17 protein-coding genes and 1 other annotated feature (1 of these 18 running past the window's edge) are annotated in these 18,151 nt (G+C 40.9%); of the genes, 11 read left to right on the top strand and 6 right to left on the bottom strand.

Translation table 11 applies throughout. The features are described from left to right. Positions 1-257 (top strand) — a binding site (T-box leader); it begins 17 nt to the left of the window's first position. 66 nt (positions 258-323) lie between these two features. Next, positions 324-1,874: a lysine--tRNA ligase gene (gene lysS / locus FS458_RS15245; RefSeq protein WP_144702068.1), complete on the top strand. Its 1,551-nt coding sequence runs from the start codon at positions 324-326 to the stop codon at positions 1,872-1,874. Between the two features lie 191 nt (positions 1,875-2,065). Here lysS and FS458_RS15240 read toward each other — a convergent pair whose 3' ends face one another. Further along, the gene (locus tag FS458_RS15240) at positions 2,066-2,545 is read right to left on the bottom strand and encodes a DUF1641 domain-containing protein (protein WP_144702065.1); all 480 of its coding nucleotides are present in this window, start codon (positions 2,543-2,545) and stop codon (positions 2,066-2,068) included. Positions 2,546-2,560: 15 nt separating this feature from the next. Continuing rightward, a complete protein-coding gene (gene fdhF, locus FS458_RS15235) occupies positions 2,561-5,497 on the bottom strand; it encodes a formate dehydrogenase subunit alpha (protein WP_144702062.1) in 2,937 nt (978 codons plus the stop codon). A 382-nt stretch (positions 5,498-5,879) separates the two neighbouring features. Here fdhF and FS458_RS15230 point away from each other — a divergent pair, with 382 nt between their 5' ends. The 5 genes from FS458_RS15230 (at position 5,880) to FS458_RS15210 (ending at position 8,880) form a co-directional block, all read left to right on the top strand. Continuing rightward, complete coding sequence (locus tag FS458_RS15230; RefSeq protein WP_137790251.1) at positions 5,880-6,224, top strand: DUF2294 domain-containing protein; 345 nt, start codon at positions 5,880-5,882, stop codon at positions 6,222-6,224. 18 nt (positions 6,225-6,242) lie between these two features. Next, entirely contained in the window at positions 6,243-7,034 is a 792-nt protein-coding gene (fdhD, locus tag FS458_RS15225) for a formate dehydrogenase accessory sulfurtransferase FdhD (RefSeq protein WP_144702059.1), read from the top strand. Next, positions 7,031-7,480 (top strand): NUDIX hydrolase, encoded by a 450-nt coding sequence (locus FS458_RS15220; protein ID WP_144702056.1) that lies wholly within the window; start codon positions 7,031-7,033, stop codon positions 7,478-7,480. The genes fdhD and FS458_RS15220 overlap by 4 nt, the downstream gene beginning before the upstream one ends. A 129-nt stretch (positions 7,481-7,609) precedes the next feature. Next, positions 7,610-8,185, top strand: a complete 576-nt coding sequence (locus tag FS458_RS15215; protein WP_144702053.1) for a sigma-70 family RNA polymerase sigma factor — start codon at positions 7,610-7,612, stop codon at positions 8,183-8,185. Further along, complete coding sequence (locus FS458_RS15210) at positions 8,185-8,880, top strand: DUF3600 domain-containing protein (RefSeq protein WP_144702050.1); 696 nt, start codon at positions 8,185-8,187, stop codon at positions 8,878-8,880. The genes FS458_RS15215 and FS458_RS15210 overlap by 1 nt, the downstream gene beginning before the upstream one ends. Before the next feature lie 49 nt (positions 8,881-8,929). Here the strand turns inward: FS458_RS15210 and FS458_RS15205 are convergent, their stop codons facing one another. Further along, positions 8,930-10,594 (bottom strand): serine hydrolase domain-containing protein, encoded by a 1,665-nt coding sequence (locus FS458_RS15205; RefSeq protein WP_144702047.1) that lies wholly within the window; start codon positions 10,592-10,594, stop codon positions 8,930-8,932. 218 nt (positions 10,595-10,812) lie between these two features. On the opposite strand from FS458_RS15205, the gene mraY reads away from it, so the two are divergent. Next, the gene (mraY, locus tag FS458_RS15200; protein ID WP_144702044.1) at positions 10,813-11,766 is read left to right on the top strand and encodes a phospho-N-acetylmuramoyl-pentapeptide-transferase; all 954 of its coding nucleotides are present in this window, start codon (positions 10,813-10,815) and stop codon (positions 11,764-11,766) included. A gap of 332 nt (positions 11,767-12,098) precedes the next feature. On the opposite strand, the gene FS458_RS15195 is transcribed toward mraY, so the two are convergent. Beyond that, positions 12,099-13,277, bottom strand: a complete 1,179-nt coding sequence (locus FS458_RS15195; protein WP_144703688.1) for an endonuclease — start codon at positions 13,275-13,277, stop codon at positions 12,099-12,101. Positions 13,278-13,471: 194 nt separating this feature from the next. Then, the gene (locus FS458_RS15190; protein WP_144702041.1) at positions 13,472-14,032 is read right to left on the bottom strand and encodes a GNAT family N-acetyltransferase; all 561 of its coding nucleotides are present in this window, start codon (positions 14,030-14,032) and stop codon (positions 13,472-13,474) included. Positions 14,033-14,147: 115 nt separating this feature from the next. Between FS458_RS15190 and FS458_RS15185 the strand changes: the two genes are divergently transcribed. Together FS458_RS15185 and FS458_RS21300 are read left to right on the top strand one after the other, a co-directional pair. After that, entirely contained in the window at positions 14,148-14,492 is a 345-nt protein-coding gene (locus FS458_RS15185; protein WP_144702038.1) for a winged helix-turn-helix transcriptional regulator, read from the top strand. Beyond that, entirely contained in the window at positions 14,485-14,667 is a 183-nt protein-coding gene (locus FS458_RS21300) for a cysteine-rich CWC family protein (protein ID WP_144702035.1), read from the top strand. Before FS458_RS15185 ends, FS458_RS21300 begins: the two co-directional genes overlap by 8 nt. 31 nt (positions 14,668-14,698) lie before the next feature. Here FS458_RS21300 and FS458_RS15175 read toward each other — a convergent pair whose 3' ends face one another. Next, on the bottom strand, positions 14,699-15,760 hold the full coding sequence (locus FS458_RS15175) for a DctP family TRAP transporter solute-binding subunit (protein WP_144702032.1): 1,062 nt from the start codon (positions 15,758-15,760) through the stop codon (positions 14,699-14,701). A gap of 96 nt (positions 15,761-15,856) precedes the next feature. On the opposite strand from FS458_RS15175, the gene FS458_RS15170 reads away from it, so the two are divergent. Further along, a complete protein-coding gene (locus FS458_RS15170) occupies positions 15,857-17,455 on the top strand; it encodes an ATP-binding protein (RefSeq protein ID WP_144702029.1) in 1,599 nt (532 codons plus the stop codon). After that, positions 17,448-18,131, top strand: coding sequence for a response regulator (locus tag FS458_RS15165; RefSeq protein ID WP_186320576.1), 684 nt, complete (start codon positions 17,448-17,450; stop codon positions 18,129-18,131). Before FS458_RS15170 ends, FS458_RS15165 begins: the two co-directional genes overlap by 8 nt. The last annotated feature ends 20 nt before the right edge of the window (positions 18,132-18,151 follow it).

Below are 18,151 nucleotides of genomic sequence, written 5' to 3'. Positions count from 1 at the left end.
AAAAGTAGTTAAGTAACATTATTTCCAGAGAGCTCTTGAGTGGTGGGAAAGAGCAATAATACCTTAACGAAAAAAAGACTCTGAGCTTTGTACGGATGCAAAGATATCTTTGCTGATACTACAACGGGATCTCCCGTTACAGAGATAGGGTATACGCAAGTGATTCTTTTTCATTGCCGTACCTGAAGAGGTTGATATGGTGACATATGAACAAACTGAGGTGGTACCGCGATTGCTAATAAGCTCTCGTCCTCAAGATGAATAATCTTGGGGGTGAGGGCTTTTTTGTTTTTCTTTCATAAATATTGAGGAGTGATTTAAACATGCATTGGGCATTTCGTATAGCAGAAGAATTAATAAGAAAGCACCCAGATCGTGAGACGTATGTTTGTGCGTCAGGCATCAGTCCATCGGGCTCGGTTCATATCGGAAATTTCCGAGAGGTGGTTACCACATACTTTGTTGTAAGGGCATTGCAACAGCTAGGGAAGAAAACGCGTTTTATCTTTTCATGGGATGATTTTGATCGTTTTCGTAAGGTACCTAAAAACATTGATCCTACATTTGAGCAATATATTGGAATGCCATACTCAGAGATTCCATGTCCTTTTGGGTGCCACAGATCCTACGCTGAGCATTTTGAAAAAGAGTTTGAACAGTCATTGAGAGAGTTTGGGATTGTTCCTGATTTCATCTATCAAAGCAAGGAGTATGGGGCAAGAAGGTATCAAACTCAGATCGTTCATGCTCTTAAAAATCGCAAACAGATTTATGATATCCTAATGAATTTCAAAACTAGTGAACACAGTATGGAAGAGCGAGAGCGATTTTATCCAGTTAATGTGTATTGTGAAGTTTGCAGGAAAGATACAGTACACATTCACAAATTTCAAGCTGAAAGATTAAGCTACACTTGTTCATGTGGTCATTCAAACTCTATCGAGGTAGCACTAGCGACAAACATTAAATTGAATTGGAAAGTGGATTGGCCGATGAGATGGAAGGCAGAAGATGTGGTGTTCGAACCAGGTGGAAGAGACCATTCTTCTGTGACTGGAAGTTTTAATGTTTCCAAGGAGATCGCATCAAACATCTATAACTTTCAAGCACCAGAGTATGAACCGTATGATTTTATTAGTATTAAAGGATCTGGTGAGAAGATGTCGAGTTCTTCAGGAAACAATATTACACCCGGAGAGTTGTTGAAGATCTATACACCAGAAGTTATCCTTTTCATGTTTGCAAAATATCTGCCGAATGCTCCTTTTCATATTGGGTTCGATGATGACGTTATTAGGAACTACACAGAGTATGAAAGGTTTAGCCATGCAGAGCAAGGTCATTTGAAAGAAGAGATTTCAGCAGCTTTGGAACTTTCTTCAGTAACATCTGGTATAAGGCGTGTACCTAAATTCAGCCATGTGGCGAGTATATTGCCGCTTGTGAATTTTGAGGTCTCACTCGTTCAAGAAGTATTGGAGAGAACAGGGGAGGCGTATACGCTGAAAGAGGTAGCTGGAGTGTGCGAGAGAGCTGAATATTGGTTGAAAAATTGGTGTTCAGAGAAAGTGCTTAAGGTTAATGAAGAAAAAAATCGAGAACATTTCGGGATACTTCAGGATCTGGAGAAAAAATGGATTGAGGGTTTTGTGCAGTTATTAAGGTCTGAGGCCGATTTTCAGGGTGATGAAGAGCTGATGAGAAGCGTTTACGATATATGTCATGTAGATGATCCCAAACTAAAGAAAAGTAACCAAAAAAGATTATTTAGCATCATATATCAACTGATATTAAACAGCAACAGCGGACCCCGAATTCCATTATTGATCCATTCTGTTGGTAAAGAGCGGTTGATAAGGTTGCTGACATTCTGATACGAAGGTTACTGTCGGGTTTTCATGAAATACTGTCCACTTTATAAAAAATACTGTCCAGTTTTTAAGGTTTACTGTCTACTTTTGAACATTTACTGTCCACTTTCACAATAATACTGTCCATTCGACAAATCCACTTACCGATGAAACACAAAAAGGTGACGCCACCAAAGCGTCACCTCACCTTATCATCATTTCTTCAATTCCTGACCCATACCCTTCAAAAAGTGAAGACCAAATCCGATCGCTCGATTAATGTCAGGGTCCTTCAGAGACTTTACAAGATCGAACGCGCCGACCTTCTTATCGCTCTCCACAAACTCTTCCCCTTGCTTCAAGCCAGAAACAACACTATCGAGCAACTTAGCCGTAACCTCTGGATCCATCTTGGTCAGTAAACCTGCTGCACCCATCAAGTTGTTGATCATGTTCGTAACAGGTTCCCGCGTTGCTTGACCGAGTGCGATGCTTGCGATTTTATCTTTTGCGACAAGCATGGAGTTTGCAGCTTCCAGAGCCCCAATCTTATCGAGCTCACCAATCACATCGAGTGCTCTCGACAAGGCTACTTCTTTTTCAGCTAATGCTTTTTGAAGTTCAGTGAGCTTCTCTTGCTGAATCTGCTCTTCGGTTTTTATGTTCTTTTTGATAACCGTAGTTGGCTGTGCCATATTAATTCCGCCCCCTTACACTTCATCCGTCAAGTGAACATAGCCCGGACGGTTCCATTTACGCTGAACTTCAACACCGTTTTGCGGATAGCGTTTTTTATTTCTTGGATTGTTGCCCGGAAGCTTAACTTCACCTTCACGGCTGATGATCTCCATTCGTACTTTCGTCTGTTTATAAGCTGGTGTATGTGTACGATGATCAACAGCTGGACCGGTTAAAAAGTTGATCGCCGTCTCGTTGTTCACGGAGTTCATCGGAAGATAAAGCTCATTGTTTTTCACACGGTCTGTAACGAGTGCATTCAACTTCACGGCTCCAAACGGCGAGATCAACCGTACAACAGATCCATCGATCACACCACGTTCTTCTGCAAGACTAGGTGATACTTCAACGAAAACATCTGGAACTTTATGCTGAATGCCTTTTGATTTATTCGTCAGATTGCCTTCATGGAAATGTTCGAGCATGCGCCCGTTGTTGATATGAAGGTCGAACTCTTCAGGAAACTCAGCTGGATGCATCCAGTCAGATAATGCAAAGCGTGCTTTTTTATCAGGAAAATTAAAGCCATCTGTGTAAAGAAGTGGTGTATTCTTCCCGCTAAAGTCACCCCAAAGGAAACTGCCCCACCCTTTTAGCACATCATAGTTTGCTTCTCCAAACAGGGGAGCAAGTCCCGCCATCTCTTCAAAAATTTCACTCGGATGACTGTAGTTCCAATCAGCACCCATTCGAATGGCGATGGCTTGGATGATCTCCCAGTCCGGTCGCGACCCTCCTGTTGTTGGCAATGCTTGATACAAACGCTGCACACGGCGTTCGGTATTCGTAAAGGTTCCTTCTTTTTCTAGAGAAGGAGCTGCAGGTAGAACGACATCTGCGTATTGTGCGGTTTTCGTTAAAAAGATATCTTGGACAACAAAGAATTCAAGCTGACTGAGCATCTCATGAACATGGTTGGAGTTTGAATCAACGAGCGCCATGTCTTCACCAACTAAATACATGGATTTGATCTCGCCCGTTCCGATGCCTTCGACCATCTGGATGTTGTCTTTACCAGGTTTGCTATCAATCGTTACGCCGTATGCTTTTTCAAACTTCGCTCGGGCGAGGTCATCTGTAATATGCTGATACCCTGGAAGCCAAGCTGGTAACGTACCCATATCGCAAGCACCTTGAACGTTGTTATGGCCACGAAGCGGGTAAGCACCAGCACCAGGACGACGATAATTGCCGGTTGCCAACAGCAAGTTTGAGATTGCAGCAGAAGTGTCACTTCCACCTGTGTTTTGCGTTACACCCATTCCCCAAAGAATGCATGTGCCGTCAGCGTCACGAATCATTTTCGCCACATCAATGATTGTTTCTTGTGTAAGACCCGTAATTTCTTCTGCATATTCAAGCGTATACTTTTCAAGTACTTCTTTAAAGTCTTCAAAATAATGCACGTTCTCATCAATAAATGTCTGATCGTGCCAGCCTTGATCGATCATGTACTTCGTGACGGCCATGAGCCAAACTTGGTCTGTGCCTTGCTTCGGACTCATGAAAATATCTGAGCGTTCAGCGAGTTCATGTTTACGAAGGTCCGCTACGATTAATTTTTGTCCGTGCAGTTTATGCGCACGCTTTACACGTGTGGCAAGAACGGGATGTCCTTCTGTCGGATTCGCACCAACAACAATGACAAGGCCAGCTTGCGCAATATCTTGAATCGTACCTGCGTCACCACCCATACCGACTGTACGGAACAATCCGTCGGTTGCAGGGGACTGACAATAACGAGAGCAGTTGTCAACGTTGTTCGTTCCGATGATCTGACGCGCGAACTTTTGCATCAAGTAGTTCTCTTCATTTGTAATTTTGGATGACGAAACAAAGCCAAGTGCGTTGCTGCCGTGTTTTTCTTTTATCGCACTCATCTTATCAGCAATCAGTGTAAGTGCTTCGTCCCAAGTGGATTCTACAAAAGCGCCGTCTTTACGAATGAGTGGTGTAGTAAGGCGTTCTTCGCTATTTACAAAATCCCAGCCGAACTTTCCTTTGACACATGTGGAGATCGCGTTCACAGGACCTTCACTCGGTTCTACTTTTAAAATCTTTCTGTCTTTCGTCCAAACTTCGAACGAACAGCCAACACCACAGAACGTGCAAACCGTTTTTGTCTTTTTCGTACGTGTTTCACGCATAGCGGCTTCCACTTCAGAAATGGCAAAAATACCACTATAGCCAGGCTCAACTTCTTTTACAAGTTCGACCATCGGCTCAAGTAGATCTTCTTTCAATCCTGTCATGAAGCCCGCTTCACCAAGCATTGATTTTTCCATGAGAGCGTTACACGGACAGACGGTCACACATTGTCCACAGCTGACACATGAGGAATCGTCGATACTTGATCCGGCATCCCAAATCACGCGTGGACGTTCTCGTTCCCAGTCGATCGAAAGCGTCTCGTTCACCTGCAGGTTTTGACACACCTCTACACACTGACCACATGTGATGCACTGGTTGGCATCATATCGATAAAACGGGTGAGACATATCAAGATCCACCATTTCTTCTTTTGGCGAATATGGAACCGATTGGTGTTCGATCTCCATCAGTTCAGCGGTGTTATGCAGCTTACAGTTGCCGTTGTTGTTATCACAAACCGTGCAATAGAGAAGATGGTTTTCGAGTAAGCGATCCATCGCCTCGTTCTGAGCATCCTTTGCTCGTTTAGAAGAGCGCTCGATCGTCATACCGTCGAGTGCCATCGTTGAGCATGAACGCATCAGCTTGCCATCAACCTCCACGATACAAGTATCACACGTTTCGATCGGATCAACTTGTGGGGTATAACAAATTTGAGGGTGAGATAGTTCGTTTTTATTTATAATATCGAGAATGGAAGTGCCAGAAGGAGCTTCGTATTTGTTTCCGTCAATTGAGAGTTGAATCAACTTATCCATTTGTATTCTTCCTTTCTTTTGATACTTAAGCATCGTAAACTTACTGATCGTACAAAAAAATCCACCACGAAAGCACAAATTCTATAGACGTACAGAAAATGTGAGTTCATGGTGGAATAGTGTAATAGCAGGTCATACCATTAGGCCAATCCAGCATTGGATCTCTTTTATTTGGAATAAAAGAGGGAGCATTATGTAATTTAGAGATGGAAGAAAAAACAGTGTGAACGATTTTCTCTACCAACTTTTCTCCTTTATTATAGCGTTTACATGATCAAGAAACAACAAGACTTGTATTCTAGCTTTTCATTTTTATCACGTGCGAAAAGTAAGTACATCATGTATGATTAGTAAAAAATGGAGAAATAGTGGTGATGTTCGAATGACGAAGAAAGTACATGACTTTAATGATATTATTCGTAAACTCCGTAAGAACTTATTAGGAAAAGGACCTGAGAAAATTCATACGGTCTTTGTGGAAAACATGGCGATCTCAACTATGTACGGAAATTTAACACCAACTGAAAAATTCATTGCTCGAACGGCTGAAGGCAAGGAGATGGTGCATGCTGCAAGGACTCGGTTGATTCAGGACGTTTACGCAACAGCTCCACCCGATGGATTAGAAGATGTGACCGGTGCAAAATTCGTTCATCTGTTCTCAGATTTTAAAGTGGATGAAGATATGGCGGTGTCTGTATTTGTTTTTGATAAACCGATCGCGTAGCGAAGGGGTGATTGTCTTATGAAACCGATTGTGACTAAGCGCAGCATTCTGCAGATTAAGAACGGACATGCAGTGAACTTAGAAGACACTATCGTAACCGAGCTTCCTGTAACGATCAAGATCAATGGGGAAGAATTTGTTACGATGGTATGCAGCCCTGAGTACATTGAAGATATGGTCGTAGGCTATCTCGCCTCTGAAGGAATTATCAGAAACTATAAAGATATTAAAGACCTATGGGTGCAGGAAGACGGTGGCTTTGTACACGTGACAACAGATGGCTTGAACCCTGTGTATCAAAATCTGCAGAATAAAAGATACATAACATCATGCTGTGGCATGAGCAGGCAAGGCTTTGTTTTTGCTAATGACGCACGAACAGCGAAAACGATGAATGAAGTTAGAGTGAAAATTAAGCCTGAAGACTGCTTTCGATTGATGCGAGAGATGCAGAAGGGGGCAGGGGTTTTCCAAGAAACAGGCGGTGTGCATAACGCAGCACTTTGTGATGTGAATGGAATTGTGCTGAGCCGAATGGACATCGGACGTCACAATGCACTGGATAAAATCTACGGATACTGCTTGAAGAATGATATTTTCATAGGAAATAAGATTCTTGTGTTCAGTGGTCGGATTTCTTCTGAGATCTTGTTAAAAGTGGCCAAGATCGGCTGTGAGATCGTCCTCTCAAAATCAGCACCAACAGAATTTGCTCTGCAATCAGCCGAAGAACTCGGAATCACGACGGTTGGTTTTGTAAGAGGAGATTCTATGAATGTGTATACACGCCCTGAGCGGATTGTTGTATGAGTCTAAGAGTTAATACACTAGGTATTCTTTTAAGTGATGGCCGAATTTTGTTAGAAGAACGGGAAGGGAACCATTCGGAAGGAACGGGGACTTATTACCGACCTATTGGTGGTACGATAGAATTTGGAGAGAAATCAGAGCAAACGATCGTTCGTGAATTTTACGAAGAGTTAGGCGCAGCCATTAAGGTGAAGCGTTACCTGGCATGTTTAGAAAATATTTTTGTTGTCGATAAAAAGATGGGGCACGAGATTTCACAGATTTACTTATTGGAATTCGTAGATTCAGATTTATATCTGGCAAAAGATTTTGTTGTAACAGAGGGACAGCAAAAGACGGTTGCGAAATGGATAGACTTAGATGATATTATGGAAAATCGTAAGCTTCTTTTTCCAAAGGATTTACGAGATCTTTTAAGAAATCCTAGTGTGACAGCCCTTTTATAAACATATAAATTTAAGAATAACTGTCCAAGTAGTTCTGACATATTGCAGAACTACTTTTTATTTTGAGAAAAAATGAACGAAATGGAATGTTCTTACCAATAGATAGTGAAAGGTAAAGGAGAGGTGAGAGTGGATACAAAAACAGAGTTTGAAGAACTTATACGACGTACGCGATCTGGAAGTAAACATGCTTATGGAGAATTATATGAAGAAACAGTGAAAGATGTATATCAAACGGTTCATTTTTTACTAGACGATAAATCAGATGTTGATGATGTCGTTCAAGAAATTTATGTGGAAGTACTAAGAAATTTACACCGTTTCAACAATGATAAACCATTTCAGCCATGGTTGAAAGGGATTGCGATCAAACAAATTTCTGCTTATAGAAGAAGGCGGTGGATCAGTTTTAGAAACTACCAAAAGATGTCTCAACAACCTTCTGAGATTGAGGGAGATTTTTCTCCGCAAGTCGTTGAGGGCCTCTTAAACAAACAACTCGTTCAACTAGTAGAGCAACTTCCTTTTAAATTGAGACAAGTCATTATCTTGCGCTATCTTAATGAACATTCACAAGAAGAGGTAGCGGCCATTTTGAAAATTCCAGTTGGAACAGTTAAATCTAGAGTTCATACAGCACTCAAGAAACTACGTAAACAAGAAGAATTAGGAAATATTTTTTTTGGAAAGGTGGAGAATATATAATGGCACATGTGAATGAGTTGAAAACGGCACTGAATGAAGAGGCTAGGAATGTTTGTCCACCACCTGAGTTAAAAAGTAAGGTTATGAGTCAGTTTACACAAAAAAGAAATAGGGGCATGAAAAGATATGTTGCTGCTTTCCTTATTGCGTTGATTATCATTCCAACGAGTGCATTTGCGTATCAATCGTTGTTAGCAGACGGTCTATACGGTTCTTTTGCTAACGTAAAAAAACATGTGACTTCAGCTACGTTAGAGGGTTACATGACTTTTGATGCAAAGCTATCAGAAGCAAAAGGAGAAATGGATAAGGAAGAGTATGAGAAGTTTCGAGGATCATTAAGTGTACTAACTGATGCAAAACTTAAGTATGGTGATCCATTTGGTAATATTAATTATGACCTGATGCCTAAAGAAGAAAAAGAAAAGATAAGAGTAAATTCTTTTGTACTTCAACCTTATTTTGATAAATTGAACGGTGATGTTCCGAGCAAGGAATTGCTTTCATCCTATGAATACAAATTATTTATTGATGCGCTCATGACATACGAAACCATTCTAGCAAAGGCAGAAATTGATACGAGTAAAGGACCCGTCGAGATAGAAAAATTACCTGTTGAATATCAAGAACAATTTAAACTCACTCAAGAATTCATTCATAGTGTATATCAACTGCAAGAAGAGCAACGACAATAATTTAGAAAAAAGCAGTTCCGCCAATTACAGCGGATCTGCTTTCTGTGTTTTACCAACCACGTTCTATCCAATCGTTTTGAACAACGGCTAATCGTTTTTTCTTTCCTCTCTGATCACTTCCGTATACATCATCTACATACCATCCTCTGCCGTTAACAGATGCATCAGTTTCATAGAGGAAACGAACAAACTTTGTTCCTTCAGGGAGCTTTACCTTTTCACGATCCCATGTTTCTTCTTTTCCGGTATATGTGTTCGGTAGTGTTGTCCACGTTTTATTATCACTTGAAACTTGAACCGAACCTTTGTCACTTCCATCTTCAATACTGAACCAATTGTTATAATGAAGAGTATCCTGATTTTTACCGACTTCGAATGTTAATCCTTTTTTCAGGTTATCGCCATATCCTGAAAACCAACCTTTATCTCTGTGATGAAAAGGAACTGAAATTGCATCGGCTGTTAGTTGTGCGACCTTACGTCGTATCGGATTCATTGAGACCGTCGCTCGTGAAGGATGGACACGATTCGTTAAGGTAAGTACAATCGTTTTATTCTTTGGCGAGACAACCATAGATGTACCGGTATATCCAGTGTGTCCGAGTGTTTCTTCATTACTGAGAGCATCCATGTACCAACCTTGATTTAATTCCCAGCCTAGTCCGTGAGAGTTGGTTGGAAACTGTGGGAGCTGATTTTCTGTTAATAAGCTAACCGTTTCTGGCTTTAGAATCTGTGTTTTACCATACTTTCCGTCCTGTAAAATCATGTGTCCAAAGATGGCGAGGTCTTTAGCGGTTGAAAAGACACCGGCATGTCCTGCTACGCCATCTAAACTCCATGCGTTCTCGTCATGCACACTGCCCCAAACCATGCCGCGTCCGATTGCTGGCTGATATTCTGTTGCTGCGATGCGGTTACGAAGATCTGGAGAAGGGTTGTACATCGTATCTTTCATTCCGAGAGGTTCAGTGATGTTCTTTTTTACATAGTCATCAAGACGTTGACCTGACAATCTTTCAACTAAAACACCTAGTGTAATTAGATTTAGGTCACTGTATGTATACGTTGTACCAGGCTTATTTTTTAACCCGTACTTTAAAGCAATCTGCAACCGTTCCTCGCGATTTGCTCCCATGCTGTATAGAGGAATCCATGCAGTAAATCCGGAAGTATGTGTCATAATCTGCCGGATGGTTACGCTCTCTTTTCCGTTTTCGTTAAACTCTGGAATATATTTTCCGACAGGATCATCTAGATTGAATTTTCCTTGTTCATAAAGCTTCATTGCAGCTGTTGTTGTGAAGAGCTTGGAGATTGAGGCGATATCAAAAATCGTGTCTTTTTTCATCTCAACAGGCTGATCCATTTCTGTGAACTGATCGTCAATGTAGCGAGCGGAATAGCCATAGGCATCATGTTTTGCGATGCTTCCACTTCTAGCGATGAGAACGACACCGCCTGGCATGGTTCGTTTCTCAATCTCACTTTCAATAAACGGACCGATTTGCTCTAGTGGTTCTCTCTTTAGTGAGGCACTTTCAGGTGTTCCAGGATGTAGAACAGGTGATGCTTTAGAGGGCTGGTTCCAGTCACCGTGATGTGTTCGATTATTATGATTGGAGGAACCTTCTGCAAAAATAGCAGGAGTGAAACTGGATAACAACATGGCTGTACTTAGCATGGTACATACTAAAACACGTTTTCCTCTCATAAGTCATTCTCCTTATTCTGAATATTCTTACACTTACTTACAGTAGCAATCCCTAGCTGAGGTGTCTATCACTCGGAAGTCCCACAGCATTTTGTACTAGTTAAATTGTAGAGAAATTGTAGGGGGTCTGACCCGGGTCAGACCCCCTACAATTTAAAGGAACTTTTCATCTTTTCTCGAATAGATACAGAGGAGAAATAAGAGAGGAGATTACAATTGTGTTGTTACAGCTAGCACCTGCTTTTATCACATTTTTGTTAACTGTAATATTTGCCCCTCTGTTGATACTGACATTTAAAAAACTAAAGCTCACACAGCCCATTCGAGTGGAACTTCCTCAAGATCATCAGGAAAAAAAGGGGACACCCTTAATGTTAGGAAGTGTATTTTTTGTAGGGATTTTCGTCGCGCTTTATTATTACACGACAAGTCCCATTATGCTCTTTCTAATAGCAACGTTTATACTGTTTAGTTTTATTGGTTTTCTAGATGATTTTTGGAAAGCTTCAAAACAGGATCCTGGCGGGGTATCAGGAAAAACAAAACTGAAATTTCAGTTCGCGTTCACTATTGTTCTCTTATATGTCGGCATTGATCTTTTCGACATTGATACAAGCATCCGGGTAACGGAATCATTGAACATTGTACTTCCTTACATCATTTACCTAATCATCATCACACTGTTTATTGTCGGGACGGCGAATGCTATTAATTTTACCGATGGAATGGACGGACTTCTAGGTATGGTTGCGATTCCTACATACTTCTTCTTCTTTGTAATCAGTGAGTATACGGAAGTGAAAGTCTTTTGTTTAGTCATGATCGCTACAATTCTAGGATTCTTAATCTATAATCTGTATCCGGCAAAAGCGTTCATGGGTGATACGGGATCCCTCGCTATTGGAGGAACCTTATCGTTCCTTGCCATCATTGAGAACGTGGAGATCTTAATTCCAATTCTGTTTATTATCTATCTTGCAGAACAGCTTTCAGTCATCATTCAAGTCGCTTATTTTAAACGAACAAAAAAGAAGCTGTTCCGATTCACTCCAATTCATTATCACTACGGAATTAAATATGGTTGGTCAGAAAATATAATCGTAACCGTGTTTGCGATGGTTTCGTGGGCGGCGTGCGGCATTTGTCTCATCTATTACGAATTATTCATGTAAAACTAGTTTATAGGGGTTACACTCTGCCCTTTAAGCTGGTTTTATTTTTTATTGAAGGATTTTGATGTGGAAAACGGCCGATGAGGTGAAACCGAAGCATTTTCAGGTGGAACGAGGTTCATTACAGGTGAAAGTAAAGACATTAGAGGTTAATCCATATGAATCTTAGGTGATAACACGTCATTTACCGGTGAACGTGTAACTAAAATAAAAACACGTACCGTAAAACTACGTAAACAATGCATCATCATCCATCACATAACTAAACAAAGAGCAGACTCTAAAAATGGAGTCTGCCCTTCGATATAGGGATTGGCGTCATAGCTAATTTCCTACCAGATTTCCTCAGCCCATTCTGGGTGGTCGATGAATGGATTGCGGTTATGCTGGAATTGTTCATAAATGATGTTGTTTCGGTTCCGTTCCCAGTTATCGACCGGATCCTCTAAGTGCCACTGAAGCAACACAGACATTTTACCGTGATATGGAGCCGTTCCGTTATTGACGTTGTTGTTCAATTCTAGTTGTGGTTCACCGCTGTCACCTTCATAACGAACAGCCATGTAAAACAGCATGCGGGCAACATCACCTTTTACTGCATCGCGCGGTTCCCATGAGTCGCTGTCATAATAGTTTCCAAGTGCTTCAGAATGCTGTGTGCCACCGTTATCAAAATCAAGGTTTCCACGAGAGCTGTTTACACTCACATCTGTTGGGCGCAAGTGGTGGATATCCGTTCCTGGACCCATCGCTGTTCCGAAATCACCGTGTGATTTTGCCCAAACGTGCTCACGGTTCCAATCGTTTACATTCCCACCGTTCGTTGATTTGCTCTGTGAACGGCCCGTGTATAAAAGGATAACATTGTTGCTGTTGTTTGGATCTTGATCGGTTACTTTAAGTGCGTTCCATACGGCATCATAAGAGAGCTCAGTATGATCATCAATAATATTGTGAAGAGCTGTTTTTAATGCTGCTCCCGTTTTTCCTTGAGCAGGATCATAATACGATTCATCAAATGTTGGTGGGTCAGTAGGATCTGTCGGCGGATCTGTTGGTGTTGTACCAGATGCTTTTTCCATAGCTGTTGGATCTTTTAAGCCGGCATGTGAGAAGTAAGCTGCTAGACTTCCCGTTACTTTAATGGATTGACCTTTTAAAGTAGGGTTTGTTTTTAGACCAAACTGTGATCGGTAAGAAGTTGGAATCTGAACATACACCATGTTAGCTGTGTTTGTTTCAGTAGGACTGTCTGCTAGAGCGAGTGCATAATCGTTTGGATAATTGCTTGTTACCACGGTAGTTGTTGCGGTAGGTTGTCCTACTACATAACCTTGAACAGTCTTTGCAGAATTGTTCTGATTCGAGATACTTTGAGAAACTGAATAAGGACTAGTCCACGATCCATCGCCAGCTGCTTGAAGAGCTGGTATAAATGCTAACGTGCTTACTACTAAAGCAATTACAACTGAGAAAAGTGAAAGAAACTTTTTGTTTTCATGCCTTTTCATCATCAACGCCTCCATCCATTTAGTTTTTACCCCTTGTAGCTTGAATTTCTAGTTGTTTCACATATTTCAAAATGTTGGTGAAACAGGTTTTATTCTACAATACTTTTATTAATTTCATTTTACAGATTTGTAAAACGAGAAAACTAGCTACAAAGGGAGGAACTAAATAGACGTAGAAAAACAGTTAAATGGACCTAAAAATTAGTGAGATGTTCATTTTCACTTACTTTCTTACTGTGTAGCACCGTAATGAAACCGTCTAATATCTCATGACTGATTGCGAAACCTTTACGTTTATAAAAGGAAAGTGCGCCATCATTCCCATTGGATACAAAGATAAAATAATCATCCACTTCATCAAAAGAAGTGAGCCAGTTCATAGACATATTAAATAGTTTAGAACCAATCCCATATTGTCTGTACTCATCCTTAATGTAAAACTGAGAAAGGCATCCGACTGCTTTTCTCTGAACAGAATTCATATCAAAGAAGGTGGCGAAATCATTGCGGTACACTTTTTTAGGAGAGATGTTTGCATACACGTATCCCACGAGTTTATTTTTATCTTTAACTACAACGATATAGTTATGCATGGCTTTATGTACAGATGGAAACAAGCGTGTTTCAAAGTTCATAGTGTCAAATAATTCAGGGCTTATGGTGGCTTTTGCTTTTTGATACGTCATAAGTTCATTGCAGAGATTCCGGCAAACCTCCATTTTATAATCAGGAACAATCTCGTAGTGTAACTCCATTTTAATCACTCCCAAACGTAGTACTTACGCTATAATTTTATTACAAAGAAAGACGAAAACAAGTATGCAGTAATTTCTTACTAAGTCAGTAAAAACTGATTAAAGGAGCCTTAACATGAGTGATGAAGGTTATAAGAGAAAAGAGGATTGCCCGTTAACATTTGCTCTAACACTAATCGGGAGTAAATGGAGACTTCCGATCATATGGGCATTGTGGAAGAATGAGACGATACGGTATAACGAACTGAAGCGTCAGGTGGATGGAATCACAAACATGGTTTTATCTCAGTCTTTAAAAGAGATGGAAAAACAAGGACTAGTGGTGCGAACGCAATTCATGGAGATACCTCCTAGGGTGGAATATTCACTAACGGAGGCAGGAGAGGCTTTAATCCCATCGTTAAAATCCTTGGCAGAATGGGGAAAAGAGATGCAGGTAAAGGTGAAAGACCATGTCTGAATGCCCTTTATGTAAGGGAGATAATGTCTGTGCAATTTCAAACGGAAAGAACCCAGAATCGTGTTGGTGTATGAACGTTCAGATTCCAGCTCAACTTCTTGAATGTGCAGCTTCCGATCGTGAAACGTGTATTTGCCAAACGTGTGTGGATGAATGGAATAAAAAGGGGTGCTGATTTTTAAAGAATCAGCACCTGAATTTGTTCTCTAAAAATCTTTATAGGAATTTCTTAATTGAATCATCTTGGAAAGAAGGTCGTCTCCAATCTCACTTTTAAACGCTCGGTACACGGGCTCCCAACCCTTTGCCCACTCTCTTTTTTCTTCCTCTGTCAGATAATGAATATCGATTGAAGAATTTTTCTCGATTAATGCAAGCTGTTCCTCGTTCATCGCGAAGGATTGAGTTTGGTTCCAGCTAGTAGCTTCATCCAAAGCTTCAGTTATGATTCTTTGCTGCTTCTTCGTAAGATTGCTCCAAAACTCATCATTCATGATTACAGCATACCCTAAAAATCCATGATTGCTTATCGTAAGGTGACTTTGCACATCAAAGAATTTTTTAGAATAGATGTTAGAGATCGTGTTCTCCTCACCGTTTAATTCTCCAGATTCCAATAATCGGTACGTATCGTTAAAATCCAATCCAACTGCTTTAGCTCCAACTTGATCAAATTGATTCTCAAGCACAGAACTAGGCATGATTCGCAGGTTTTGCCCTTTTAGATCATCAGGGTGAACGACTGGCCCGTCGTTTGTTGTAATCTGTTTAAATCCATTGATCCATAACGTAAGGCCTTTCATGTTTTTCTCTTCTAGTGATTGAAGCAACGTGTTCCCAATGTCTCCGTTTAACGCCTTTATAATACTTTCACGAGTAGGCATGGTATAAGGAAGATCAAGAACCTGCCATTTAGGTGAAAATGTGCTTAGCTTTGTCGTAGCAGGTGCGATCATCTGCACATCACCACGCTGCAGCGCTTCAAGTTCTTCTTGATCGGAGTAGAGTCCACCGTTTGGAATCACTTCAATTTTAATCTGACCATTAGATTTCTCGTTTATCCGTTTTGCAAAACGCTGTGCAGCAAGTCCTTTAGGAGTATTCTCTGCAACCACGTGACTAAACTTGATGACAACTTGGTCCTGTATGCCTTTTTGATCATCATCATAGGGAAGTGTTCCTTCGGCCATTTTTGTATGAAAACCAATCCAGATTGATACTCCTAAACCCGCTATCAGTATCAGTGCGATCCCAATGAAAGATTTCATCCATGAATTACCCCAAATCCGTTACTTTTTTAAATAGTCTAACATATTGAAATTGAAATGATACAATAGTGACAATGAAAAGGAGGTTGCTAGTAAATGACGATGAAACGATTACCCATTCGAACAAAAATCATGATCCTAACGTTTGGAATCGTGCTCTATGCCATCCTAATCGGAGGTGTCGTCATTATTGGTAAGATCCTCGATATTCAGGAAGAAGAGCTTGGTAAGCGGGCAATGATTACTTCACGCACCGTGGCACAGCTTCCCGAAGTGAAGAAATACATTCAGATAAATAGAGGCTGGAACGAGATAGAACCAGTCGTTGAAAAGATACGAGTCATTAATGAAGCAGATTATGTCGTGGTCATGGACATGGATCATATCCGATATTCTCATCCTGTTAAAGACATGATTGGTACGGTGTCTAAAGGGAGTGATGAAGGAGCAGCCTTTGCTGACCACACGTTTATCTCGAAAGCAAAGGGAGAGATGGGTACAGCTGTAAGGGCATTTGTTCCCATCAAAAATGATGAGCTAGAGCAGATCGGGGTTGTTGTGGTCGGTCATGTGATACCAGGTTACTACGAAGTGTTTCATGACCTGACAGATGAGATGACTCTTATTCTATTATTGGTTCTCTCGTTCGGTGTGATCGGTTCCTATCTATTAGCTCGTCATCTTAAACAGCAGATGTTTTATTTAGAACCACACGAGATCGTCCGAATGTTCGAAGAGAGAACAGCAACGTTCCACTCTATGCATGAAGGTGTAATCGCAATTGATAAAGAGGAACTCATCACGATCTTTAATGAAAAAGCAAAAAGTATATTCTCAGTCAGGGGTGACGTTGTTGGAAAACAGATTCGTGAAGTAATACCAGATACGCGTCTTCCAGAGATCATAGAACTGAGTCGTCCTGTTTATAATCAAGAAATTCGAGTAAGTGGAAAAGTGATCATGAGTAACCGAGTGCCGATAAAAGTAAATAACAAGATCGTTGGAGCTGTCGCCATTTTCCAGGATAGAACAGAAGTTGCAAAGATGGCGGAAGAACTGACAGGTGTTAAGGCATTTGTAGAGGCACTACGAGTTCAGAACCACGAGCACATGAACAAGCTTCATACGATCGCAGGGCTTCTTCAGTTAGGCAATTTGAAAAAAGCGATGCAGTATGTTTTTCAGATATCAGAAGAAAAAGGTTCACTCACTCGGTTTTTAAATCAAAGGATCAAGAACGAGAGTCTTGCAGGTCTATTGTTAAGCAAAGTTGGACGCGGAAAAGAACTCGGAATAAAAGTGGATATTGATAATGAGAGCTCACTTAAAACGTTCCCAGATCAACTCGATCAGCATGATTTTGTAACGATCATTGGTAATCTGATAGAGAACGCGTATGACGCTCTAAAAGGAGTTCATGAGGGCAGGATTGATGTTTCCATCGCCCAGGATTCCGAGGCTTGTGCGATTTTGGTCGAGGACAACGGATGCGGAATGAGTCAGGAAGTCCAGCAGCATATGTTTGAAAGAGGATATACGACAAAAGGAAATAGTGGGTCTGGAATCGGGTTGTACCTGATTCGTCAGATTGTAGAAAAAGGTAACGGAGACATAGAAGTAACATCTGAAGAAAACCAGGGAACAAGTATTGTAATAGTATTTCCGATGAATGGTAGAGGTGAAGAGGATGAGTGAGATAAAGGTTCTATTGATAGAAGATGATCCTATGGTCTTAGAAATAAACAAAGCGTTTATAGAAAAGGTAAAGCGATTTAAGGTAATTGAAACGGCATCAAACGGATCAGAAGGGCTGAAGCTAATAAAAAAACATAGGCCAGACCTCGTTGTTCTTGATATCTACATGCCAGAACAGGATGGTGTTGAGACGCTGCAGCAGATTCGAGCGGAAAAAATTCAGGTAGACGTAATCATGATTACTGCCGCAAATGACTTAGAGACCATTCGTTCTATGATGCAGAACGGTGCGTTCGATTATATTATCAAACCGTTTAATTTTGAGCGCATTGAAAAAGCACTAAAGAAATACAGAACGTATCATTCTACTATGTCTCCATTAGGAACCGCTACACAGAAAGATCTGGATAACCTCTTCTATTCTGAAATACGTGATGTTCCTGTCTCAATGGAACTTCCTAAAGGATTGAACGAGCTTACGTTAAAACAGATCGGCAGCTTTATAAAAGCGCAAACCGAAGCGAAGTCCGCAGAAGAGGTAGCGGAAGGAATTGGCATCGCACGAGTTACAGCTCGAAGGTATCTCGATTTTTTAGTGAAGAACGGCTCGATACAAATGGACATTCAGTACGGGACTGTAGGACGACCTGTAAATCGGTACCTTCTTAAAAAATAGGTGGAGACCAAAAAGACCAA

This window comes from Fictibacillus phosphorivorans (genome assembly GCF_007673525.1).
Lineage (GTDB): Bacteria > Bacillota > Bacilli > Bacillales > Fictibacillaceae > Fictibacillus > Fictibacillus phosphorivorans_C.
Note: the sequence above shows the minus strand (reverse complement) of the source record. Positions and strands in the feature narration are given on the sequence as shown.

What these genes read in the sequence shown, in the direction of transcription:
- FS458_RS15230 (WP_137790251.1), top strand. Translation starts at nt 5,880, where the DNA reads ATGACGAAGAAAGTACATGACTTTAATGATATTATTCGTAAACTCCGT.
- lysS (WP_144702068.1), top strand. Translation starts at nt 324, where the DNA reads ATGCATTGGGCATTTCGTATAGCAGAAGAATTAATAAGAAAGCACCCA.
- FS458_RS15175 (WP_144702032.1), bottom strand. Translation starts at nt 15,760, where the DNA reads ATGAAATCTTTCATTGGGATCGCACTGATACTGATAGCGGGTTTAGGA.
- fdhD (WP_144702059.1), top strand. Translation starts at nt 6,243, where the DNA reads ATGAAACCGATTGTGACTAAGCGCAGCATTCTGCAGATTAAGAACGGA.
- FS458_RS15190 (WP_144702041.1), bottom strand. Translation starts at nt 14,032, where the DNA reads ATGGAGTTACACTACGAGATTGTTCCTGATTATAAAATGGAGGTTTGC.
- FS458_RS15195 (WP_144703688.1), bottom strand. Translation starts at nt 13,277, where the DNA reads ATGAAAAGGCATGAAAACAAAAAGTTTCTTTCACTTTTCTCAGTTGTA.
- FS458_RS15170 (WP_144702029.1), top strand. Translation starts at nt 15,857, where the DNA reads ATGACGATGAAACGATTACCCATTCGAACAAAAATCATGATCCTAACG.
- FS458_RS15240 (WP_144702065.1), bottom strand. Translation starts at nt 2,545, where the DNA reads ATGGCACAGCCAACTACGGTTATCAAAAAGAACATAAAAACCGAAGAG.
- FS458_RS21300 (WP_144702035.1), top strand. Translation starts at nt 14,485, where the DNA reads ATGTCTGAATGCCCTTTATGTAAGGGAGATAATGTCTGTGCAATTTCA.
- FS458_RS15210 (WP_144702050.1), top strand. Translation starts at nt 8,185, where the DNA reads ATGGCACATGTGAATGAGTTGAAAACGGCACTGAATGAAGAGGCTAGG.
- FS458_RS15165 (WP_186320576.1), top strand. Translation starts at nt 17,448, where the DNA reads ATGAGTGAGATAAAGGTTCTATTGATAGAAGATGATCCTATGGTCTTA.
- FS458_RS15185 (WP_144702038.1), top strand. Translation starts at nt 14,148, where the DNA reads ATGAGTGATGAAGGTTATAAGAGAAAAGAGGATTGCCCGTTAACATTT.
- FS458_RS15220 (WP_144702056.1), top strand. Translation starts at nt 7,031, where the DNA reads ATGAGTCTAAGAGTTAATACACTAGGTATTCTTTTAAGTGATGGCCGA.
- fdhF (WP_144702062.1), bottom strand. Translation starts at nt 5,497, where the DNA reads ATGGATAAGTTGATTCAACTCTCAATTGACGGAAACAAATACGAAGCT.
- FS458_RS15205 (WP_144702047.1), bottom strand. Translation starts at nt 10,594, where the DNA reads ATGAGAGGAAAACGTGTTTTAGTATGTACCATGCTAAGTACAGCCATG.